The 16,148-nt window shown below is 40.6% G+C and carries 15 protein-coding genes; 2 read left to right on the forward strand and 13 right to left on the reverse strand.

Annotated features, from left to right (window positions below):
• Positions 1–10: 10 nt before the first annotated feature.
• Together K2F33_RS04340 and K2F33_RS04345 are read right to left on the reverse strand one after the other, a co-directional pair.
• Positions 11–2,440, reverse strand: coding sequence for a glycosyltransferase (locus tag K2F33_RS04340; protein WP_263881076.1), 2,430 nt, complete (start codon positions 2,438–2,440; stop codon positions 11–13).
• On the reverse strand, positions 2,427–4,514 hold the full coding sequence (locus K2F33_RS04345) for a glycosyltransferase (protein WP_263881077.1): 2,088 nt from the start codon (positions 4,512–4,514) through the stop codon (positions 2,427–2,429). The genes K2F33_RS04340 and K2F33_RS04345 overlap by 14 nt, the downstream gene beginning before the upstream one ends.
• Before the next feature lie 215 nt (positions 4,515–4,729).
• Between K2F33_RS04345 and K2F33_RS04350 the strand changes: the two genes are divergently transcribed.
• Entirely contained in the window at positions 4,730–6,226 is a 1,497-nt protein-coding gene (locus K2F33_RS04350) for a CDP-glycerol glycerophosphotransferase family protein (protein ID WP_263881078.1), read from the forward strand.
• Positions 6,227–6,231: 5 nt separating this feature from the next.
• The gene (gene tagD / locus K2F33_RS04355; protein ID WP_263881079.1) at positions 6,232–6,624 is read left to right on the forward strand and encodes a glycerol-3-phosphate cytidylyltransferase; all 393 of its coding nucleotides are present in this window, start codon (positions 6,232–6,234) and stop codon (positions 6,622–6,624) included.
• 100 nt (positions 6,625–6,724) lie between these two features.
• On the opposite strand, the gene K2F33_RS04360 is transcribed toward tagD, so the two are convergent.
• The 11 genes from K2F33_RS04360 to K2F33_RS04410 form a co-directional block, all read right to left on the reverse strand.
• Positions 6,725–8,695, reverse strand: a complete 1,971-nt coding sequence (locus K2F33_RS04360; protein ID WP_263881080.1) for a tetratricopeptide repeat-containing glycosyltransferase family 2 protein — start codon at positions 8,693–8,695, stop codon at positions 6,725–6,727.
• Positions 8,696–8,717: 22 nt separating this feature from the next.
• Positions 8,718–9,056: a hypothetical protein gene (locus tag K2F33_RS04365; protein ID WP_263881081.1), complete on the reverse strand. Its 339-nt coding sequence runs from the start codon at positions 9,054–9,056 to the stop codon at positions 8,718–8,720.
• Entirely contained in the window at positions 9,056–9,445 is a 390-nt protein-coding gene (gene fliS / locus K2F33_RS04370; RefSeq protein WP_263881082.1) for a flagellar export chaperone FliS, read from the reverse strand. Before fliS ends, K2F33_RS04365 begins: the two co-directional genes overlap by 1 nt.
• Before the next feature lie 19 nt (positions 9,446–9,464).
• Complete coding sequence (fliD, locus tag K2F33_RS04375; RefSeq protein ID WP_263881083.1) at positions 9,465–10,925, reverse strand: flagellar filament capping protein FliD; 1,461 nt, start codon at positions 10,923–10,925, stop codon at positions 9,465–9,467.
• A gap of 15 nt (positions 10,926–10,940) precedes the next feature.
• Entirely contained in the window at positions 10,941–11,300 is a 360-nt protein-coding gene (locus K2F33_RS04380; protein ID WP_263881084.1) for a flagellar protein FlaG, read from the reverse strand.
• 154 nt (positions 11,301–11,454) lie between these two features.
• The gene (locus tag K2F33_RS04385; protein WP_263881085.1) at positions 11,455–12,225 is read right to left on the reverse strand and encodes a flagellin N-terminal helical domain-containing protein; all 771 of its coding nucleotides are present in this window, start codon (positions 12,223–12,225) and stop codon (positions 11,455–11,457) included.
• Between the two features lie 159 nt (positions 12,226–12,384).
• Positions 12,385–12,612 carry a carbon storage regulator CsrA gene (gene csrA / locus K2F33_RS04390; protein ID WP_145028111.1) on the reverse strand — a complete coding sequence of 76 codons (228 nt, stop codon included), beginning with the start codon at positions 12,610–12,612 and terminating at the stop codon, positions 12,385–12,387.
• A complete protein-coding gene (gene fliW / locus K2F33_RS04395) occupies positions 12,612–13,055 on the reverse strand; it encodes a flagellar assembly protein FliW (protein WP_263881086.1) in 444 nt (147 codons plus the stop codon). The genes csrA and fliW overlap by 1 nt, the downstream gene beginning before the upstream one ends.
• A 91-nt stretch (positions 13,056–13,146) precedes the next feature.
• A complete protein-coding gene (flgL, locus tag K2F33_RS04400) occupies positions 13,147–14,052 on the reverse strand; it encodes a flagellar hook-associated protein FlgL (RefSeq protein WP_263881087.1) in 906 nt (301 codons plus the stop codon).
• A 19-nt stretch (positions 14,053–14,071) separates the two neighbouring features.
• Positions 14,072–15,628, reverse strand: coding sequence for a flagellar hook-associated protein FlgK (gene flgK, locus K2F33_RS04405; RefSeq protein WP_263881088.1), 1,557 nt, complete (start codon positions 15,626–15,628; stop codon positions 14,072–14,074).
• 15 nt (positions 15,629–15,643) lie between these two features.
• Positions 15,644–16,141: a flagellar protein FlgN gene (locus K2F33_RS04410; RefSeq protein WP_263881089.1), complete on the reverse strand. Its 498-nt coding sequence runs from the start codon at positions 16,139–16,141 to the stop codon at positions 15,644–15,646.
• Positions 16,142–16,148: the final 7 nt, after the last annotated feature.

A 16,148-nucleotide genomic window follows, 5' to 3' on the forward strand; every position in this document is an offset into this window, starting at 1 on the left:
TATCGGGATATTAATTTATCAATAATTTCTTTAAAACTTCATTTTGATAGTTAAGGGTTTTATCAAATAAATGACTTGAAAATTCAGTTTCATTTACTGACTCTTTATTAATAGTTGACCAAAAACCAAACTCTTTTTTAAATTGCGTAATCATCCTGTTCTTGGTGTAGTGTGGGAAAATTTTAATCATTAGTGGCAATATAAAATCAGCGGCATTTTCTTCAACTATAAAAGGATGGGCTTCCCTATAGAGAGCTAAAAGGCTCCTGAAAATTACGTAATCGCCCGTGATATTTCCCTTATATCTCCATTTTCGATCCACGAATATTATTCTATTATCTTGTGTTCGGATTAAATTGTTAAAACAAAAGTCAAGCGCCTTACCGTCAACATATCTAAAATCTCTCGGATCTGTATTGGGAAACCCGTATTGCTCCATCAATGCACTATAAACTTCACCTATTAGTCTTAGCAGCGACTGACTATCATCTTGTTTTAAAGCGCATCTATAAGCCTCTAAACTTAAAGATCTACCTGAGAACCATTCCTCATCAGATAACTCATATTCATAATCTCCTATTTCATATTTAAAAAGTGATGATTTTAAAGGAATTCTAGATATATAACTTGGTGATTGAGTTTCTTGTAAATTAAATTGGATTTTATGATGGAACTCTTCTTTTAAAGCTTCATTGTTATAATATTTTGTAATTAAAGGAACGTTTTTTAAATTGACCCCATCATTTTTGGAACACAAGACTAAAAATGAATTAGAAAATTCATGTAGTAAGTGCGCATCACTCAAACTTTCTAAAAGTAGAGCATCGTGCATTAAAAACTCTCTTTTATTTGACCAGTCTTCAAACATTCCCCTTGAGATATTTGAAAGATTCCTATTATACATATTTGAATCTTCGCGCATAATAGTTTTAGGAAGTTTATAATCGGGAAAACAATGATAAAATTGAATGTTACTAAAACCTGACATATTTAATATTTCAATTAGTTCTTGCCTACTAAAAGTTATTGCCGAAGGATCAGGATAACCATGTAGTCCAGAAAATAAACTTCCATTATGATCTTCAACACATCCAGAAAAATATTTTGCCCCTAACTTATTTTCTATAGCTAATAGTAAAACTCCCTCATTACCCAAGTGTCCTGCTACTCCTTGTAAGAAACGAATACAGGTTTGTTTGTGATTTAGCGAGTCTGAGTAGAAAGGAATATACTCTAAGACTCCAATAAGAGTAACTAGATCGTATTCATTTCTAGGAAACCTCAATTTTAGTAGATCATCTACAAAAATCTGCACATTGTTGTTTTGTTTATTTCTTAGTGAGTTTGCTAATGCCCTTGGTAAACTACCTTCAACCACATCAACTTCATTAAACTTCTTTGCTAACCAACTTGTAGCTGCCCCCATTCCTCCTCCAAGTTCAAGAACTTTTCCGTTTGTATTAAGTACCTCCTCTATTACATCAAGGATATTGTTACGAACGGGGGTAAGATGATATTTACTACTCCAGTCCTTTATAAATTTATATAAATCACAATTCGAGTCCGTTTTGGAAAAAACACTCATTAAATATTGCTCGCTGCCATCCGAATAATTTATATTAGGTGAATCTTTACTTACAAAGACCCCATTGTTAACAGTATAATTACTGTAGATTTTGGTTAAGTCTTCTTTGGAATAATTTAATTCGGTAATATTTTCTTGTCTCCTAGGAAAACTAAATTTCTCATCAAATTGGTCCAGGGTACAGTTTTGATCTGACAATTCTACTGAATACTCTTCTATTAGTATACTCTGTTGCTCTTCATAGCCTTCCATACCAATAGGTCCACAATCATGAATGCACCAAATGTGTTCCTGTTTCGGAACCCCTACCTCAAATCCATGCCTTTTAAACTCCATAGCTTGTGATATATCATACATATGCCATCCCTTAAATTTATCCTCTCTCCAAGGAATGTCATACTGAGTCATAATAATTAAGCCGTCAACCGCTTCCACAGCTTGATAGTCTCCCTTAACCTCCTTAGCTTCCAAAGCCTTCATCTCATTTCTACCGCTATCATAAACCTTTCCGAACCTTTCACGTGCTAACCACCAAACAGCATTTTCTGGAAGTTTTTTTGCACCAATAACCCCCATCATTCCAAGTGTTGGGTATTTGCTAAATAGTTCAATAACATCAAATATAAACCTTTTATTGATAATAAGAGTATCTTGATGGAGATATATTTTATATTTGGCATTTGATTGTACCATAGCCCTGTTATATCCTTCTGTTAAACTACTAGCGTCTCGTATTGCAATTAATTCGACTTCAAAATGCTCAGGAACCATTAATGACTTGATATAAAGTACACATTCTTCGTACAATACTTCATCATTTAGACAAGTAATAAAGCACATTTTATTTTCCTGCATTTTTAACAATCCTCTCTATCTGAAGCTGTAAACTATAAGCATCCTCATCTGGATCACCAATTTGCATAAGAAATTCCAATGCTTCATGGTAACTGTTAAACTTATACAGAATGTACCCCAAGTTAAACAACGTATCCTCATTAGAGGAGTCCAAGGAATAAGAATGCTGGAGCAAAGGAATAACGAGTTCGTATTCACCTGCAGTAAAGCAATTTACCGCCACCCGATTCAAAGTGTCTGTTTTATGAATAATGTCCATCTCAACTGATTGTATGATATTATCAACTGATACTACCCCATTTCTGATTAGTTGCAACAGTTCGTTACAAGCTTCCTCTCGCTCCACGTCATTTTCAATCCTACGAAGTAAAAACTTCACTTTGTTAGCAGCGAGTTTTCGTTCGTATATTCCATGCTCGATTTCCCTCATCCACTGCAAAACCTTCTCATCCTTCTCTTCAAGTCTTTCCAACCAAACTAGGGCTGCTTCATCTTCCCCAAAGGAATACATCACAGTTGCCAAATTCAACAAAGTACTTGGATTGGATGGATCGAGTTCATACGCTTTATTGAGAAACGGCAGAACATCGTCAACCTGATTTCGTTCAAAGTTAGATATCCCCAAATAGTTCAGCAACGGAATATTCGGCCCGTCATTATATCTTTCAAGGGATGAAAGAAGCTGTGAAGTTGGACTGCTAAAAATACTGGACAAAACTTCTTCTCCAGGATTGATTAGCAATTCAGAAAACAAAGGGTGCAGAACTTCGTCTCGTGGGACTTTGCTTGCTGTAATTAAAAAGCTAGAAATCGCAAACTCAGGTGGCAATTGTTCTACTAGTTCCCCTAAACTTGTAATTAAGGATGAATCTTGCTTTTTAATGGGACTGGTAACATAGTCGAAATCCAATTCTTGAAACCCGGCTCGTTCAAATAGCGGAGGAATATCAGCCAAATTCCAATATTTATAAACCGACCGTAACCCTTCACCGAGTAATATCCTCTTGACCAAAGTATAGTGATTGGCATTTGCCATTTCGGTCAATAGCTGCCCGTGGTTTGCGAGAAGTTTTAAGGTAGTCGGGAGCAGTTCTACAAGCTCTAAATCTGGCGATATAATGATATAGTCATAGACCTGTTGGTCCAAAGTGTCAAAAGTGAGATAAGTTGCTGATGAACAAAATGTACCAAAACCATGCAATTCGGGAACATAATCATGAATGGAATGGCATCCATAAATTTCGGCATTCGGAAACAGCTGTTTTAGTTTGATACTCGTTGCCGTGATTCCAGTACCTAGAATCAAGATTTTAAAAATAGATGCAGATGGGCGTTTTATCAGGCGGAGGATATTACTATGATTGCTGGTATTTTCTAGAGAGAACTGCCATTTTTCAAGAAATAGACTCCGATACAACTCTGCCTCATTAGGCTCTTCCTCACCATAGTGATGGATAAATACGTGTTTACACAATCCAAGTTTCCATCCTACTTGTTTTATTCTTAGGCAATAATCAGCGATCATCGCTTTACCCTGCAGCTGCTCGTCGAACAAACCAATGGTATCCACAACTGTTTTTTTCATAAGCAGGCAAACATCAGAAAGAACAAGCCTCTCTTCAAACTGTTGTGGCTGTTGAATTCGCTGTGCGAATACTATCATATCTTCCATAGAGTCGAATTCATCTGGCACCACCTGGCTATTTTCCGTACCATTATTAGTTGTAGGTTCCACGGCACCTAAAGCTTTATCCTGTTCCAAAATCTGTGCCAAAGAAGTTAGCCAGTTGGGGGTTACCAAGATATCAGCATGCATAACAACCAGGTTTTCCCCAACTGCAGCTTGCATTCCCGTATTCCAACTGCCCCCGAGCGAAAGATCATGTTCCATAAATAACGTTCTTACATCCGTTTGCTCGGCCAGCCATGTCCTCGATTTATCGGATCCACTACTATCAACTACAATCAATTCATAAGTTCCCTTGTCAGTAAATCGGCGGATGCTTTCTATTGCGTCCTTAAGATATTCAAATTGGCCTGGTAAACTCGGCAAAATAATACTTGTTTTATTCATAAATAAACTCCTCAAATAAAAGGTATGGTTCTATCCCAATTTAACGAATCTAGAATTATTATCGGTTATTTTGTCGATTCCGAAGAGAGCTCAGCATAAAAAATAAACAATGAATTATTTTCCATAAAAAACCCCTTAAAAATACTTTATCTGTCTTCCCAAATCACCGATAAATACATATAAAGGGCCAAATCCGATTCAAGAAAGGACCTGACATGACTACCGATTCCAAAATTAAAATCACCATGTTCCACTTGTCATCATCCGGCTCAAACAATTATTACTTATACAGAGCTGCATCCGAGGATCTTCTAAATAAGTACGATATTGAACTTCTTAGCGAGGAACAGTTTCGATATCACCGCAATATTGACCAAAGTGACGTCTATATTACAACCCATGGGGAATATTCCTGTGATTACGAAAAAATTAACATCGACTTATGGCATGGATTTCCTCTCAAAGGCATGGCCAAAATGGACAAACAGGAACAAGCCCCTGATGAGCATGTCCATCAACATTGGTCCAAAGTCGATATGATTATGTCCTACTCAGCGTTGTATAACACGGCAATGAATGCATGCAATGGAGCGAATATCTCTCAGTACCGAATTACTGGTGTACCACGAAATGACGCCTTGTTTGTCGATGGTGCCAAAGATCGGCTTCAATCGATTTTCCCTGAGCTGAATACAGAGAATGATAACATCGTGTTTTTCATGCCAACCTTCCGGAAATCCGTGATGACGCCAGGCAAGCTGGAAGGTGCCAAAGAGGCAGGTAATGTGTTTGGCTTTTCTGAATTTGATAAACAACAATTTACTGCCTTTCTGGACGAAAACCAAATCACTCTCGTATTGAAACTGCATCCTTTTGAAGAAAGCTTTTTTAGCGAAGAGTTATCCAACATGTCTTCTCAACGGATTTTAATTTTAAACGATGATCTGCTCAAACAGAACGAAATGGATTTGTACGATGTTCTAGGTGCAGCTGACATGCTCATTACGGATTACTCATCTGTATACATTGACTTTTTATTGCTAGATCGGCCGGTCATGTTTTTGCCGGTTGATCTTGACCAGTATAAGGGGAATCGAGGACTGTTATTAGAGCCCTACGATTTTTGGACCCCGGGACCTAAGGCTAACTCACAATCAGAACTTCAACAAGTTATTTCTCAAATGATTCAGGATCCGATATGGTACCAAGCCGAAAGAGAACGGATTAAGGATATCTGCCATCACTATCAAGACAATAGAGCCTCAGAGCGAATCTGGGACCTCATCGATAGCTACATTGAAGAGCAGCGTGACCTTATTCTGGAGAGAAGAAGGATACAGCAAGAGCACAAACAACTTCAACACCAAGTTAAGAAAGCCATTCAGGGAATGATCGAAAGAAATCAGCTAGCCCAAGCCAATGAAGCCATTGAGCATTACCTGCAATCTAATTTGCCAGACCAGGATATTTTTGCGATGAATGGAATGCTGCATTTGCTGAATGGTGACCCTCGGGAGGCTATTCTCTCTTTCAAGAAGGGATATCAACACTTTCCATGGGATGAGGACCTGGTGTATAACTTGGGTTATGTACACGAGATTATTGGTGAGGCAGAAGCTGCAAGAGCGTATTACCAAAAGGCTCTTCAAATGACAGGCAAACCTGAGCTCCAATCTTTGATCATACAGCGACTTAGTGCCATTAAGGGGTAATCATAATGAAAAAAGTGATCACGTACGGTACATTCGATTTGCTTCATTACGGCCATATCCTATTGCTTCAGCGGGCCAAAGCTTTTGGAGACCATTTAACCGTCGCCCTATCCACTGATGATTTCAATCGGCTCAAGGGCAAGGCCGCTTATTTTAGCTATGAGAAACGCAAAATGATGCTGGAAGCCATCAAGTACGTGGATGAGGTAATTCCGGAGACTTGTTGGGAACAAAAGGCCAATGATATTCAACGCTTAGGCATATCGGTTTTTGTCATGGGTAACGACTGGGAAGGGAAATTTGATGAATTAAGATTCCAATGTGAGGTGATCTACCTTGCACGAACTCCCGATATTTCAACGACGTCCATTAAAAGCGAGCTTCAGCATTCCCTTTAAAATCCAAATACACATAAACACAAAAACACGTTCCCAGAGGGACGTGTTTTTAGTATTTTTATTAGCTACAATCTTGCTGAAAATTTATAAGGTAAATCTTCTAAGCATGAATCTGCCCGATAAATTCTCTAACAAATGATATCTTACTGAAATCAGGAAATTCTTCATGGAATAAAGCTATATATTTCTCTCTATCGGTAGGGTCTGCACAATTTATTAGTGAATAGTACAACCCCCGCTGTTTAGGCTGCATTTGGACGGCCAAAGCTAAAAAATCTACTGCTTCTTTGGTATATCCGTGACTGGAATGATATAAGCCTAAATTAATTAAGCTATGAATATCTAATGCTTCTTGCTTAAGGAGAATCGAATAGTAATCTAACGATATCTGCATACGATTGACACTATAAAAATAATTGGCTAGTTTATTGACAAGATCCGTTGTTTGAACCTTATTTACGAATTGGTCATAACATTCATATTGCTTCAAAACAAAAAGTTCCTTAGCGATTGTAAACCATTCATCTGTATGTTTACTGGAGAACTTTTCCTCTTCAGGCTCCTGATCTTGAATAACTTGAAGCATCAAAGCACTCAATTCCCCGAGCTTTGTGTTCTGTCCAGAAATCCCTATTGCCTTTTGAAGTAAACGCGTATCTTTCCAAATAAACGAACCAACGGCAATTTGGATCCAAGAATGAAGATCAAGCTCTTCTCCCTCATGCAGCAGTTCAAGTCCATATTGGTTGAAACTCATTTGATCTAACTGCACCAGTGCCAAACGGCAATTTTCGGCCGAACTGAGTGTCAAGTTTGCCGGAGTATGCTCTGAATAGTGTTCAACTAGTTCCTTTTGTCCAAGAGCCAGCCCAATTTTAAATAATAAACTGCTATCCGTCTTGCTATTTTTATTATAAATTTGATTAAGAAACTGAATTACAGACTCAGATTGCTCATTGTGACTAAGCCAATCTGTCATTTTTAATAAAACTCTTGGATTTTTGCTATTTTTGTTAAGCAGCTTGGAGAGCCAGTAAATCGCTTTCTGGTTGTCCTGTAAACTAAAATAGATTGAAATTAATTGTTGAACTGGCATCTCAAAGCTATACATCGGATCTACAAGCCAAATTTCTTGATCATTCTCCGCTCTGCCTTCAGCGATTTCTATGGCTTTCTGATAGTTCTCTATCGCTTGTGGATAAAAACCCAGGGTTTCGTAATGAATCGCTTTTAACGTATAGTACTCCGCGTAATTGTCAAACTGAGAAAGCCGTTCTTCCGTCCACTTCCAAGAAAGAAGTAAACGGTCTTGCTTGAAATAAAGGCTGATGAGACCAACCAGACAATGGGGATACCAAACAGAATGAATATCAGTATCCTTAATCGCTTTTTCATAACAATCCAGCGCTTGCTGATCCTCCTGAGCGTAACGGTATTGATTCCCCAGCGTAAACCAATCGTAATCACTCATCTGCTGATTTTTCATCATTTCATTAAAAATGGACATGTTCCGTTCGTGCTTATCTTTCTCATTCACTCGTTGGGTCTGATAGCCGGTGTGATATATTTTTAAATCAATTTTTTTATGGAATAACTTTTTATCGCTTCCGCGCGTTAATTGTTCATGAATGGGGCGTTCGAAATAGATTCCTTGATAATTAGGGAATAACCGGGTCACAGGAGATGCCGATATTTCGTCGTCATACGCCCTCTCGCCTGTAAAGTTTATAATAGGCAATGTATAAGCTAAATAATTCACAGGTGCTTCAGACTCAAGGAACTGCAACCATTCATGGTGTTCATCTATAGATAGATACTCATCTGCATCCAGCACAAGGATCCACTGCCCGGTCGCATGCCGCAAGGATTCGTTACGGGCTGCGGAAAAATCGTGGGACCAATCATATTCAATGACTTTATCGGTGTACTCACGCGCAATATCCTTGGTGCTGTCACACGAACCTGTGTCTACCACAATAATTTCATCCGCTATTCCTTGAACGCTGTCCAGACAGCGTGAGAGCAGTTCCTCTTCATCCTTGACAATCATACATACACTAAGTCGTTTCATCTGGTGTTCAGCCCTTTATTCGTTATTTCCTTTTGTCAAAAAAGAAGCTCTCTGGCGTGAATCCTGCATTATAAGCAGACCGTTGTTCCTTGATATTCCCCTGCCGAAATAGCCATTCGCTGGCTTCTGCCTTGTAAAGCCCCATTTTATTTAGAATCGCCCCATCATGTGCGCTTAAATGGTGAAGCCTTTGTTTATCGGCTTCATTAAGGACCAACCCTGCCCCCACCATCTGATTCACCAGCTCAGCCCTGCGATCAGAAAACCTTGAAAGTTCTTCATAGCTTACATCATTCAGTCGATCAACGATGCCGCTGGTCAAAAGCTCCAATTCGTCGATTAGCACTCGCACCAAGACCATTATGCTTGCTGCTCCGAATTCTTGTTTAATGATTTACTCGCGGTGTCCCAAGCCTCTCTAAGTTCAAGTAAATAAGATAATACTTCTTGGGCTGGAGCTGTATTTTTCTTCAAATTCGAATTAATCAATCGATAAAGCATGTACTCATAGACCTGCTCCAGCGTCTTTGCAATGGGATAATCGTAGTTGAGGGCAGCCATCAGCTCATGAATAACCGCTTGCGTTTTGCATAGGTACGTGTTTGCTTTTTCATAATCTTGTTCTTCTATGCCCGCAATCCCTAACCGAACGAACCGGATCGCCCCATCATACAACATCAATAAAAGTTGAGCAGGGGAAGCTGTTTGTAATTGTGTCTGCTGATATTTTTGATAAGGTGAGTTAATCACAACATGTTCTCTCCTTTTGTTAGGATAACAAACTCGCAAGGCTGGAGGATGTACTATTATATTTGTTCATTGCAGTCTCCATCGCCGTAAACTGCTGGTAGTATCGATTTTCGATCAACGTCAACCGGTCGTTCATTTCATCAATTCTTTTGTCTAATGCTGAAAGCTGATCCCCCATTTCGCTTTTCGGAAGGAAGGCTGTCGTTAGATCACTACTATATTTAGATGTTCCGGCCCGGTCCGAAATACTTTGTAATGCCGTTTGATTGATCTTCTTAATTCGGTTAAAAAGGCCGTCTTTAGAATTATTGCTGACGGTCGCTGACGAATCCGTTTGTCCAAATAATGCCGTTGCTTTTTCAGGGTTTGCCTCCAATGCTGCTCTAAGCTTCGTCTCGTCAATATGGAGCTTTCCTTTTTCACTATAGCCTCCCGTAGTGATACCGAACTGGGCTAAATTAACCTTTTCTCCATTCGGGAGAACGACATCAGCCGTCAAAGCCGCTCTCATGTCGCTGACTGTTTTGGAGATAATAGAGTCATCTTTGAGCATGCCGCTCTTGGCTTTCTCTTCCCACAGCTTGATTTCATCGTCTTTCATATCCGCCTTCTGTTCCGTTGTTAGTGGCAGATACTTTCTATATCTTTCTTCGCTAGTCTTTTGATTCATAAGGGAGAGACCATCATTATATGCATCCACAAATGCCTTAATGGTATCCATCATCTTGTCGACATCTTGGGTGACTTCTACTTGGGTAGACTGTCCGGCCGGGGTAACACCGGTGAGAGTGATTTCTACACCATTGACCATAAATCGATTGGACGCTTGCTTCGTCGTAATCCCGTTAATAACAACCTCAGCGTCTTTACCTATGGTTTGCCCTGTTGTCGTAAATTGGGAGTTACCGTTAAACAACTCTCCGGTTAAAGAAATGGCAGAATCCCCCGTCTGTTTATTGGTCAGCGACAGGCTCCCCGTCTTCGAATCATACACCGCGGTAACCCCAGCGTCTTTATTGCTGTTGATTTTCTTGACGAACGAATCGATCGTATCATCAGGACTAAAATCAATCGTTGCATTTCCAATCTTTACACTTGTTTCGTTGCCAGAATAGATTTCCTTTAGCGTTGTAGCTCCTTCGGTGCCTTTATAAATCACATTTGTGGCAGTAGCCAAATTGTTAACGCTAATATTCAACACTGAGTTCCCAGCAGCCCCGGTAGCGGTTGCCGTTAATACATTGGAAGCACCCGTGATAGAGGCCTTTTTGGAATCAATGGCGCTGCTCAGATTAAACGAATTGGTGATTTTATCGTTAAAACTAACGAGTTTCGTGCTGACCTCCCGGTAACCATCACGCTTCCATTCGGTTAACTGCTTTTGTTGATTTAGTTTATTCAGCGGAACCCGCTCTGCGGTCATTAACTGTTTGACCATAGCATCAATATCAAGACCTGAAGCAAGACCTGAAATTCTCATGGTTTCCCTCCTACTTTAAGCTCTCTTATCCACAATAATTCCGTTTAATTCCATCATACGCGTGGCGACATCAAGCAACTTTTCCTGAGGAATTTCACGAATTAAATCCCCTGTATCCTTATTAAAGATTTTTACAACGAATGTATGAGTCTCCTTATGGACCTTAATTTCATAACTTTTCTCTGGTCCTTGAACAGCCCTGATCGCCTTTTCTAGCTGCTGTACAGCCAACTCCTGGTCTGCAGATAATTGGCCAGTCTTAATTATTGATCCTAACTCAGCTGGTTCAGCTTTTGACGTGTCACCTGAGTTTACCTTTTCAGTTCTGGGTGATATGGATCCCATAGGAATGCTGCCCGATATTCGATTGTCCACAAACGACTCCTCCTTCTTGTCCTTGGAACGGTCTACGCTTGCCTCTTCGATTCAAGTTGTTACTTATATATATCGGATATTTTTCGAGTGAAATGAAGATAAAATAGAAAAAGAGACCTTGATAACAAGGCCTCTTTCGGATAACTTAAATCGATTAACGAAGCACAGACAGAATGCCTTGTGGGGCGGAGTTTGCTTGTGCCAGCATCGATTGGGATGCTTGAAGGAGAATGTTGTTCTTGGACAAAGCAACCATTTCTTTTGCCATGTCCGTATCACGGATACGAGACTCAGCAGCCGAAAGGTTTTCAACAGTTGTACCAATGTTGTTAGAAGTGTACTCCAAACGGTTCTGTACAGCACCCAATTTAGCACGCTCTGTAGAAACTCCAGTGATAGCATCCTCAATGTTTTGAAGAGTGGATTTTGAACCCAAATTGCTAAATTTTGTCGTTGTAATTTTCCCGATTGTAATAGATCCAGTAGCCTTGTCATTTACAGTAATCGTTGCACCTTTTGTGATACTAATACCGTTAAATGTTGTCTTAGTCATGATGTTATCGATTTGCTTACCCAATTCCGAAAGCTCTTCATCAATGTTATTCGTATCGTTAGAGCTGTAAGTACCACTGGATTTTTGAACGTTCAGTTCTTTCATGCGAGTCAGCATGGAGCTAACTTCATTCATTGCGCCCTCAGCCGTTTGTACGAATGAGATCCCGTCTTGAGCATTGCGTTGCGCTTGCTCCAGACCGCGGATTTGTCCGCGCATCGATTCGGAAATGGACAGGCCGGCTGCATCGTCAGCTGCACGGTTGATGCGCAAACCGGAAGACAGTTTTTCCATATTTTTGCTGGCTGCAGTTGTGTTCAGAGCCAAATTGCGTTGCGTGTTCAAAGCTGGAATATTGTGGTTGATAATCATTGGATATTTCCTCCCTGAATTATTAAGTATCCCACGTCCTTGTGGTGAATGGTTTGAAGGTCGGCCGCCCGGTTCAAACCATTCTATAAGATATATCGGAAGTCCAAGGAGGTTTGTTAATAGCTATTCTAGCAAATTTATTTTAAAAATTACGCTGGATCATTTTTTCTTCCATTCCGAAATTTTACGCAAAAGTTCGTCACGTCCGGAGGACGCCTCCTCGTTGCTTTGCTGAATGGCCAAGTACAGCTCTTTACGGTGAATTTCAATATGTTTCGGCGCATTCACGCCAATTTTTACATTGTCTCCTTCTACACCCAGAATGATGATTTCAATATTCTCCGATATGACAATGGATTCACCTTTTTTTCTTGTCAGAACTAGCATTAATCATTCCCGCTTTCTTCTGAAGTTTGGGGACCCAGCAGGGGATGCTTGGATTGATAGGAGGTTGGGTATAGCACGATCTGTTTACCGGACTTGTTCTTTAAATTAAAGACCAGTGGCGCCGCCAGATTTGCCGTGACTTTGGTTAAGTCATTCCCCCAAGTCACGATGGCACGGACCATAATTTGGGCAGGGTCGGATATATTGAGTTGGGCTTGATCACTTTCACTTAATTCAAATTCATAGTCTTTAAAAAATATAAAGGGGTCCGTGATTATAAATGCCACATTCGAGTCATCCAAGGACTGGAGAATAGAGAAATGCTCATCCTGCGGAAGAATCACAAATTGCGTATACCCTTCAAAGCCAGGAATACCATTCTTAAACTCAAACACCTCTTCGGGTACGGCCTCGATATCATAGGTATCTTTCTGGATATTCATTAAGAACACAACTCCTTTTGATGTATAAAAAAGAGCTACGAACGATTACCAGTTCATAGCTAATTATGACGTATACGTGTATTCACTTCAATCAACGGATAAAGTCTACGAGGGTAGGTGAAATTATTTTAGCTCCTGCTGAAAGGGAGGCTTGGTAGATATTCGTCGCAATATTGGATTGAATCATTAATTTTGCCATGTCTGCGTCTTCCGTTTTGGACTGGAGTTGGGTTAACCCATATTCCTCATCGCCGAGGCGGCTCTGCATCAATTCAACGCGATTGGTCCGAGCGCCGACTTCCGCATGAACTGAAAGCATTTTATTCAATCGGGAATCTATGTTTTCCGTTTCTTTCGAAACTGCATCATACTGTCCTTGTTTCAAGGCGGCGGATATCTTATCGATAATATTAAATACGTTATCCTCGCCATCTTTTTCACCAAAAAACTCATTTCCCGAGGTATTGATTTGGAAAGTAACCCCTTGTCCCACAGTATACTCCACAGGTGCACCATCCGTCTGGACCGATTTCATTGTGTCTGGATTGGTAGTATCATAAGGTTTGATATCATAGGTTTGGCCATTAAAAATATACTTTCCGTTGTACTGCGTATTTCCCAACTGCCCCAATTGTTGTTTCAACTCTTGGAGCTCAGACTCGACACTGTCCAATGCGGTTTGCGGATTCGTTCCATTGCTCGCTTGAACCGTCAATTCTTTTAAACGTTTCATAACAGCTTCGGCCGAAGACATGACGGAATCCGTTGTATCGAGCCATCCAAGGGCTGCATCGACATTACGTTGGTATTGATCATTCGCAGATAATTCTGATCTGTATCTCAGAGCGTAAGTAACTCCAACCGGATCATCGGAAGGCTTGTTAATTTTGCGGCCCGTGGACAGCTGATTCTGCTGTTCTGACATGGAGCTCAGGTTCCGGTTCAAATTATGAAGCAGCTGCGTATTCATCATATTGGAAGTGATACGTAATGACAATTAAAAAACCTCCTTCGAATTACCGGCCAACGGTACCTGTTCCATTGATGAGCTTGTCCAGCATTTCATCAAAGGTTGTCATGACTCGTGCTGCTGCCGAATATGCGTGCTGGAACATGATCAAGTTGGACATTTCCTCATCAAGTGACACGCCGCTCACGGATTGCCTCTTCTCATCCACCTGATTCGTCAGTACCTGTGCATTATCCGCCTGACGTTTAGCTTCATTGGCCTGCACGCCAACCTGGCCTACAATGGCTTTAAAATAATCATCAACCGTCACGGGAGAAGTTAAATTGTCGCCAAAATTAAATTTGGTATCTTTCAGATCGGACATCAGGATAGCAAGTCCATTATTCCCTTTGACAACTTGTTCGTTAGGCGTTGTTCCCGTCGTCCGTAACGAGGTTGCAATCAAACTTGGGTTGTTAACGATTGCCTGACTCAACGTAATATTCGCTGCCGTTACAGGCCCACCATCAGTAGTAGAAAAAAAGTCACCGCCAGCAATAGGCTGCCCGTCATTGATACTATACCCAAGCTTATGCAAGCCGTTAATTCCCTGAATGGTCACCGTTAAGTCGGTTGCAAGCGTTCGATTGGGATCGTTATAAGTGACCCCGTTCAGCACCGTCCCTGCGGGCAGAACAGAGCCGGCAGGAAGGGTGACCTGGAATTCACCATTGACCAGTGTATTAGCAAATGAGTCCAGCTGTTTCTGGTAATCCGCAACATACTTATCACGAGATAAGAACGTTCCATAGACCTCGCCGCTATTTAGATCACCGGAAGCATAAGCATCCTGCAGTACTTGCGAAGTCAGGGCCGTTTGGGTATCTCCTGAAACCAAAGTCGTATTTCCCATATTGATTTGATAACCGTCAGGCAATTCAGTAACTTGAATATTGACCAAACCAGATAGCTGATCCACCAGCAAATCTCTCTGATCCCTCAAATCGTTGGCATTATCGCTCCCAGAGCCCTCAATACGGGTAATCTGCCGGTTTAGATCAGATACACTGGATAAAATGCTATTAATTTTGCTTGTATTTAATTCAATGCTATTGGTGAGATCTGCGTTCAAATCGCTTAACTGCTTACTGGTATGATTTAACGCGTCGGTTAGCGCCAGCGTGGTTTCTTTAACAATTTTTCTCCCTGTGATATTCTCAGGATCCTTGCTTAGATCAGACCACGCTTTATAAAAACTATTTACCAAACTGCTGATCCCCGTGTCCGAAGGCTCGTTAATAATCGTCTGCAGCTTGTCTAATGTGTCAAACTGGACATTCCAGCTTCCAAGCCCTTTGTTCTCGTTACGGTATTGTTCATCCAGAAAGGACTCACGAATACGCACAACGGAAGTTACCTCCACCCCTGTACCCAGTTGGCCTGGAACAGTTGAGTGAGTCATCCCATACGCTTCCATAGGCTTGGATGCAGACATATTAACTCGCTGACGTGTGAAGCCTGGAGTGTTCGCATTGGCAATATTATGTCCTGTTGTATTTAAAGCTGACGTCTGGGTAAACAGACTTCGTCTGCTGGTTTCTAATGAGTGAAACGTAGAAGTCATAGCTCCTCCTCAATTTTATGCCCTTGCATCAAAAATACCGGGCCGATTAGAACCTCCAGAATTTCCAGATGGGTGCTGGTAGGTAAACTCTTCAGAAGGAGTACGGAATAAATCTAAAGAGTAATCTATATAAGCTAAGGCTTGCTCGATTAATTGCTGATTCAATTCATTGATCTGTTTAAGCTCGGACAAAACATCCGATAGCTTTAGTTGGACTTTTCTAAGCTCGACTTTATCCTCAGGATCAAAAACCAATCTTGAAATCTCCGTCAAATTTAAATGCAGAAGGGATTTAATGCCCCGTTCCCTGAGAAAAAGCTGGCATGCCTCCTGACGTTCTTTTTCAAGCACTTCAATCTGCTTCATGATCCGCGACTCTTGATTCAATAGTTTGATCAGTCCGTCAATATCATTTTTGATTACGACATTCTTTTTGTCTTTCCCTAATTGCAGCATTGTATGATGGGTTTCCACTAGTCTTTCCAAAGTGTCAAGTAATGGCTGTATTGACATTCAGGGC

The organism is Paenibacillus sp. PSB04, from assembly GCF_025809195.1.
GTDB lineage: Bacteria > Bacillota > Bacilli > Paenibacillales > Paenibacillaceae > Paenibacillus_AQ > Paenibacillus_AQ favisporus.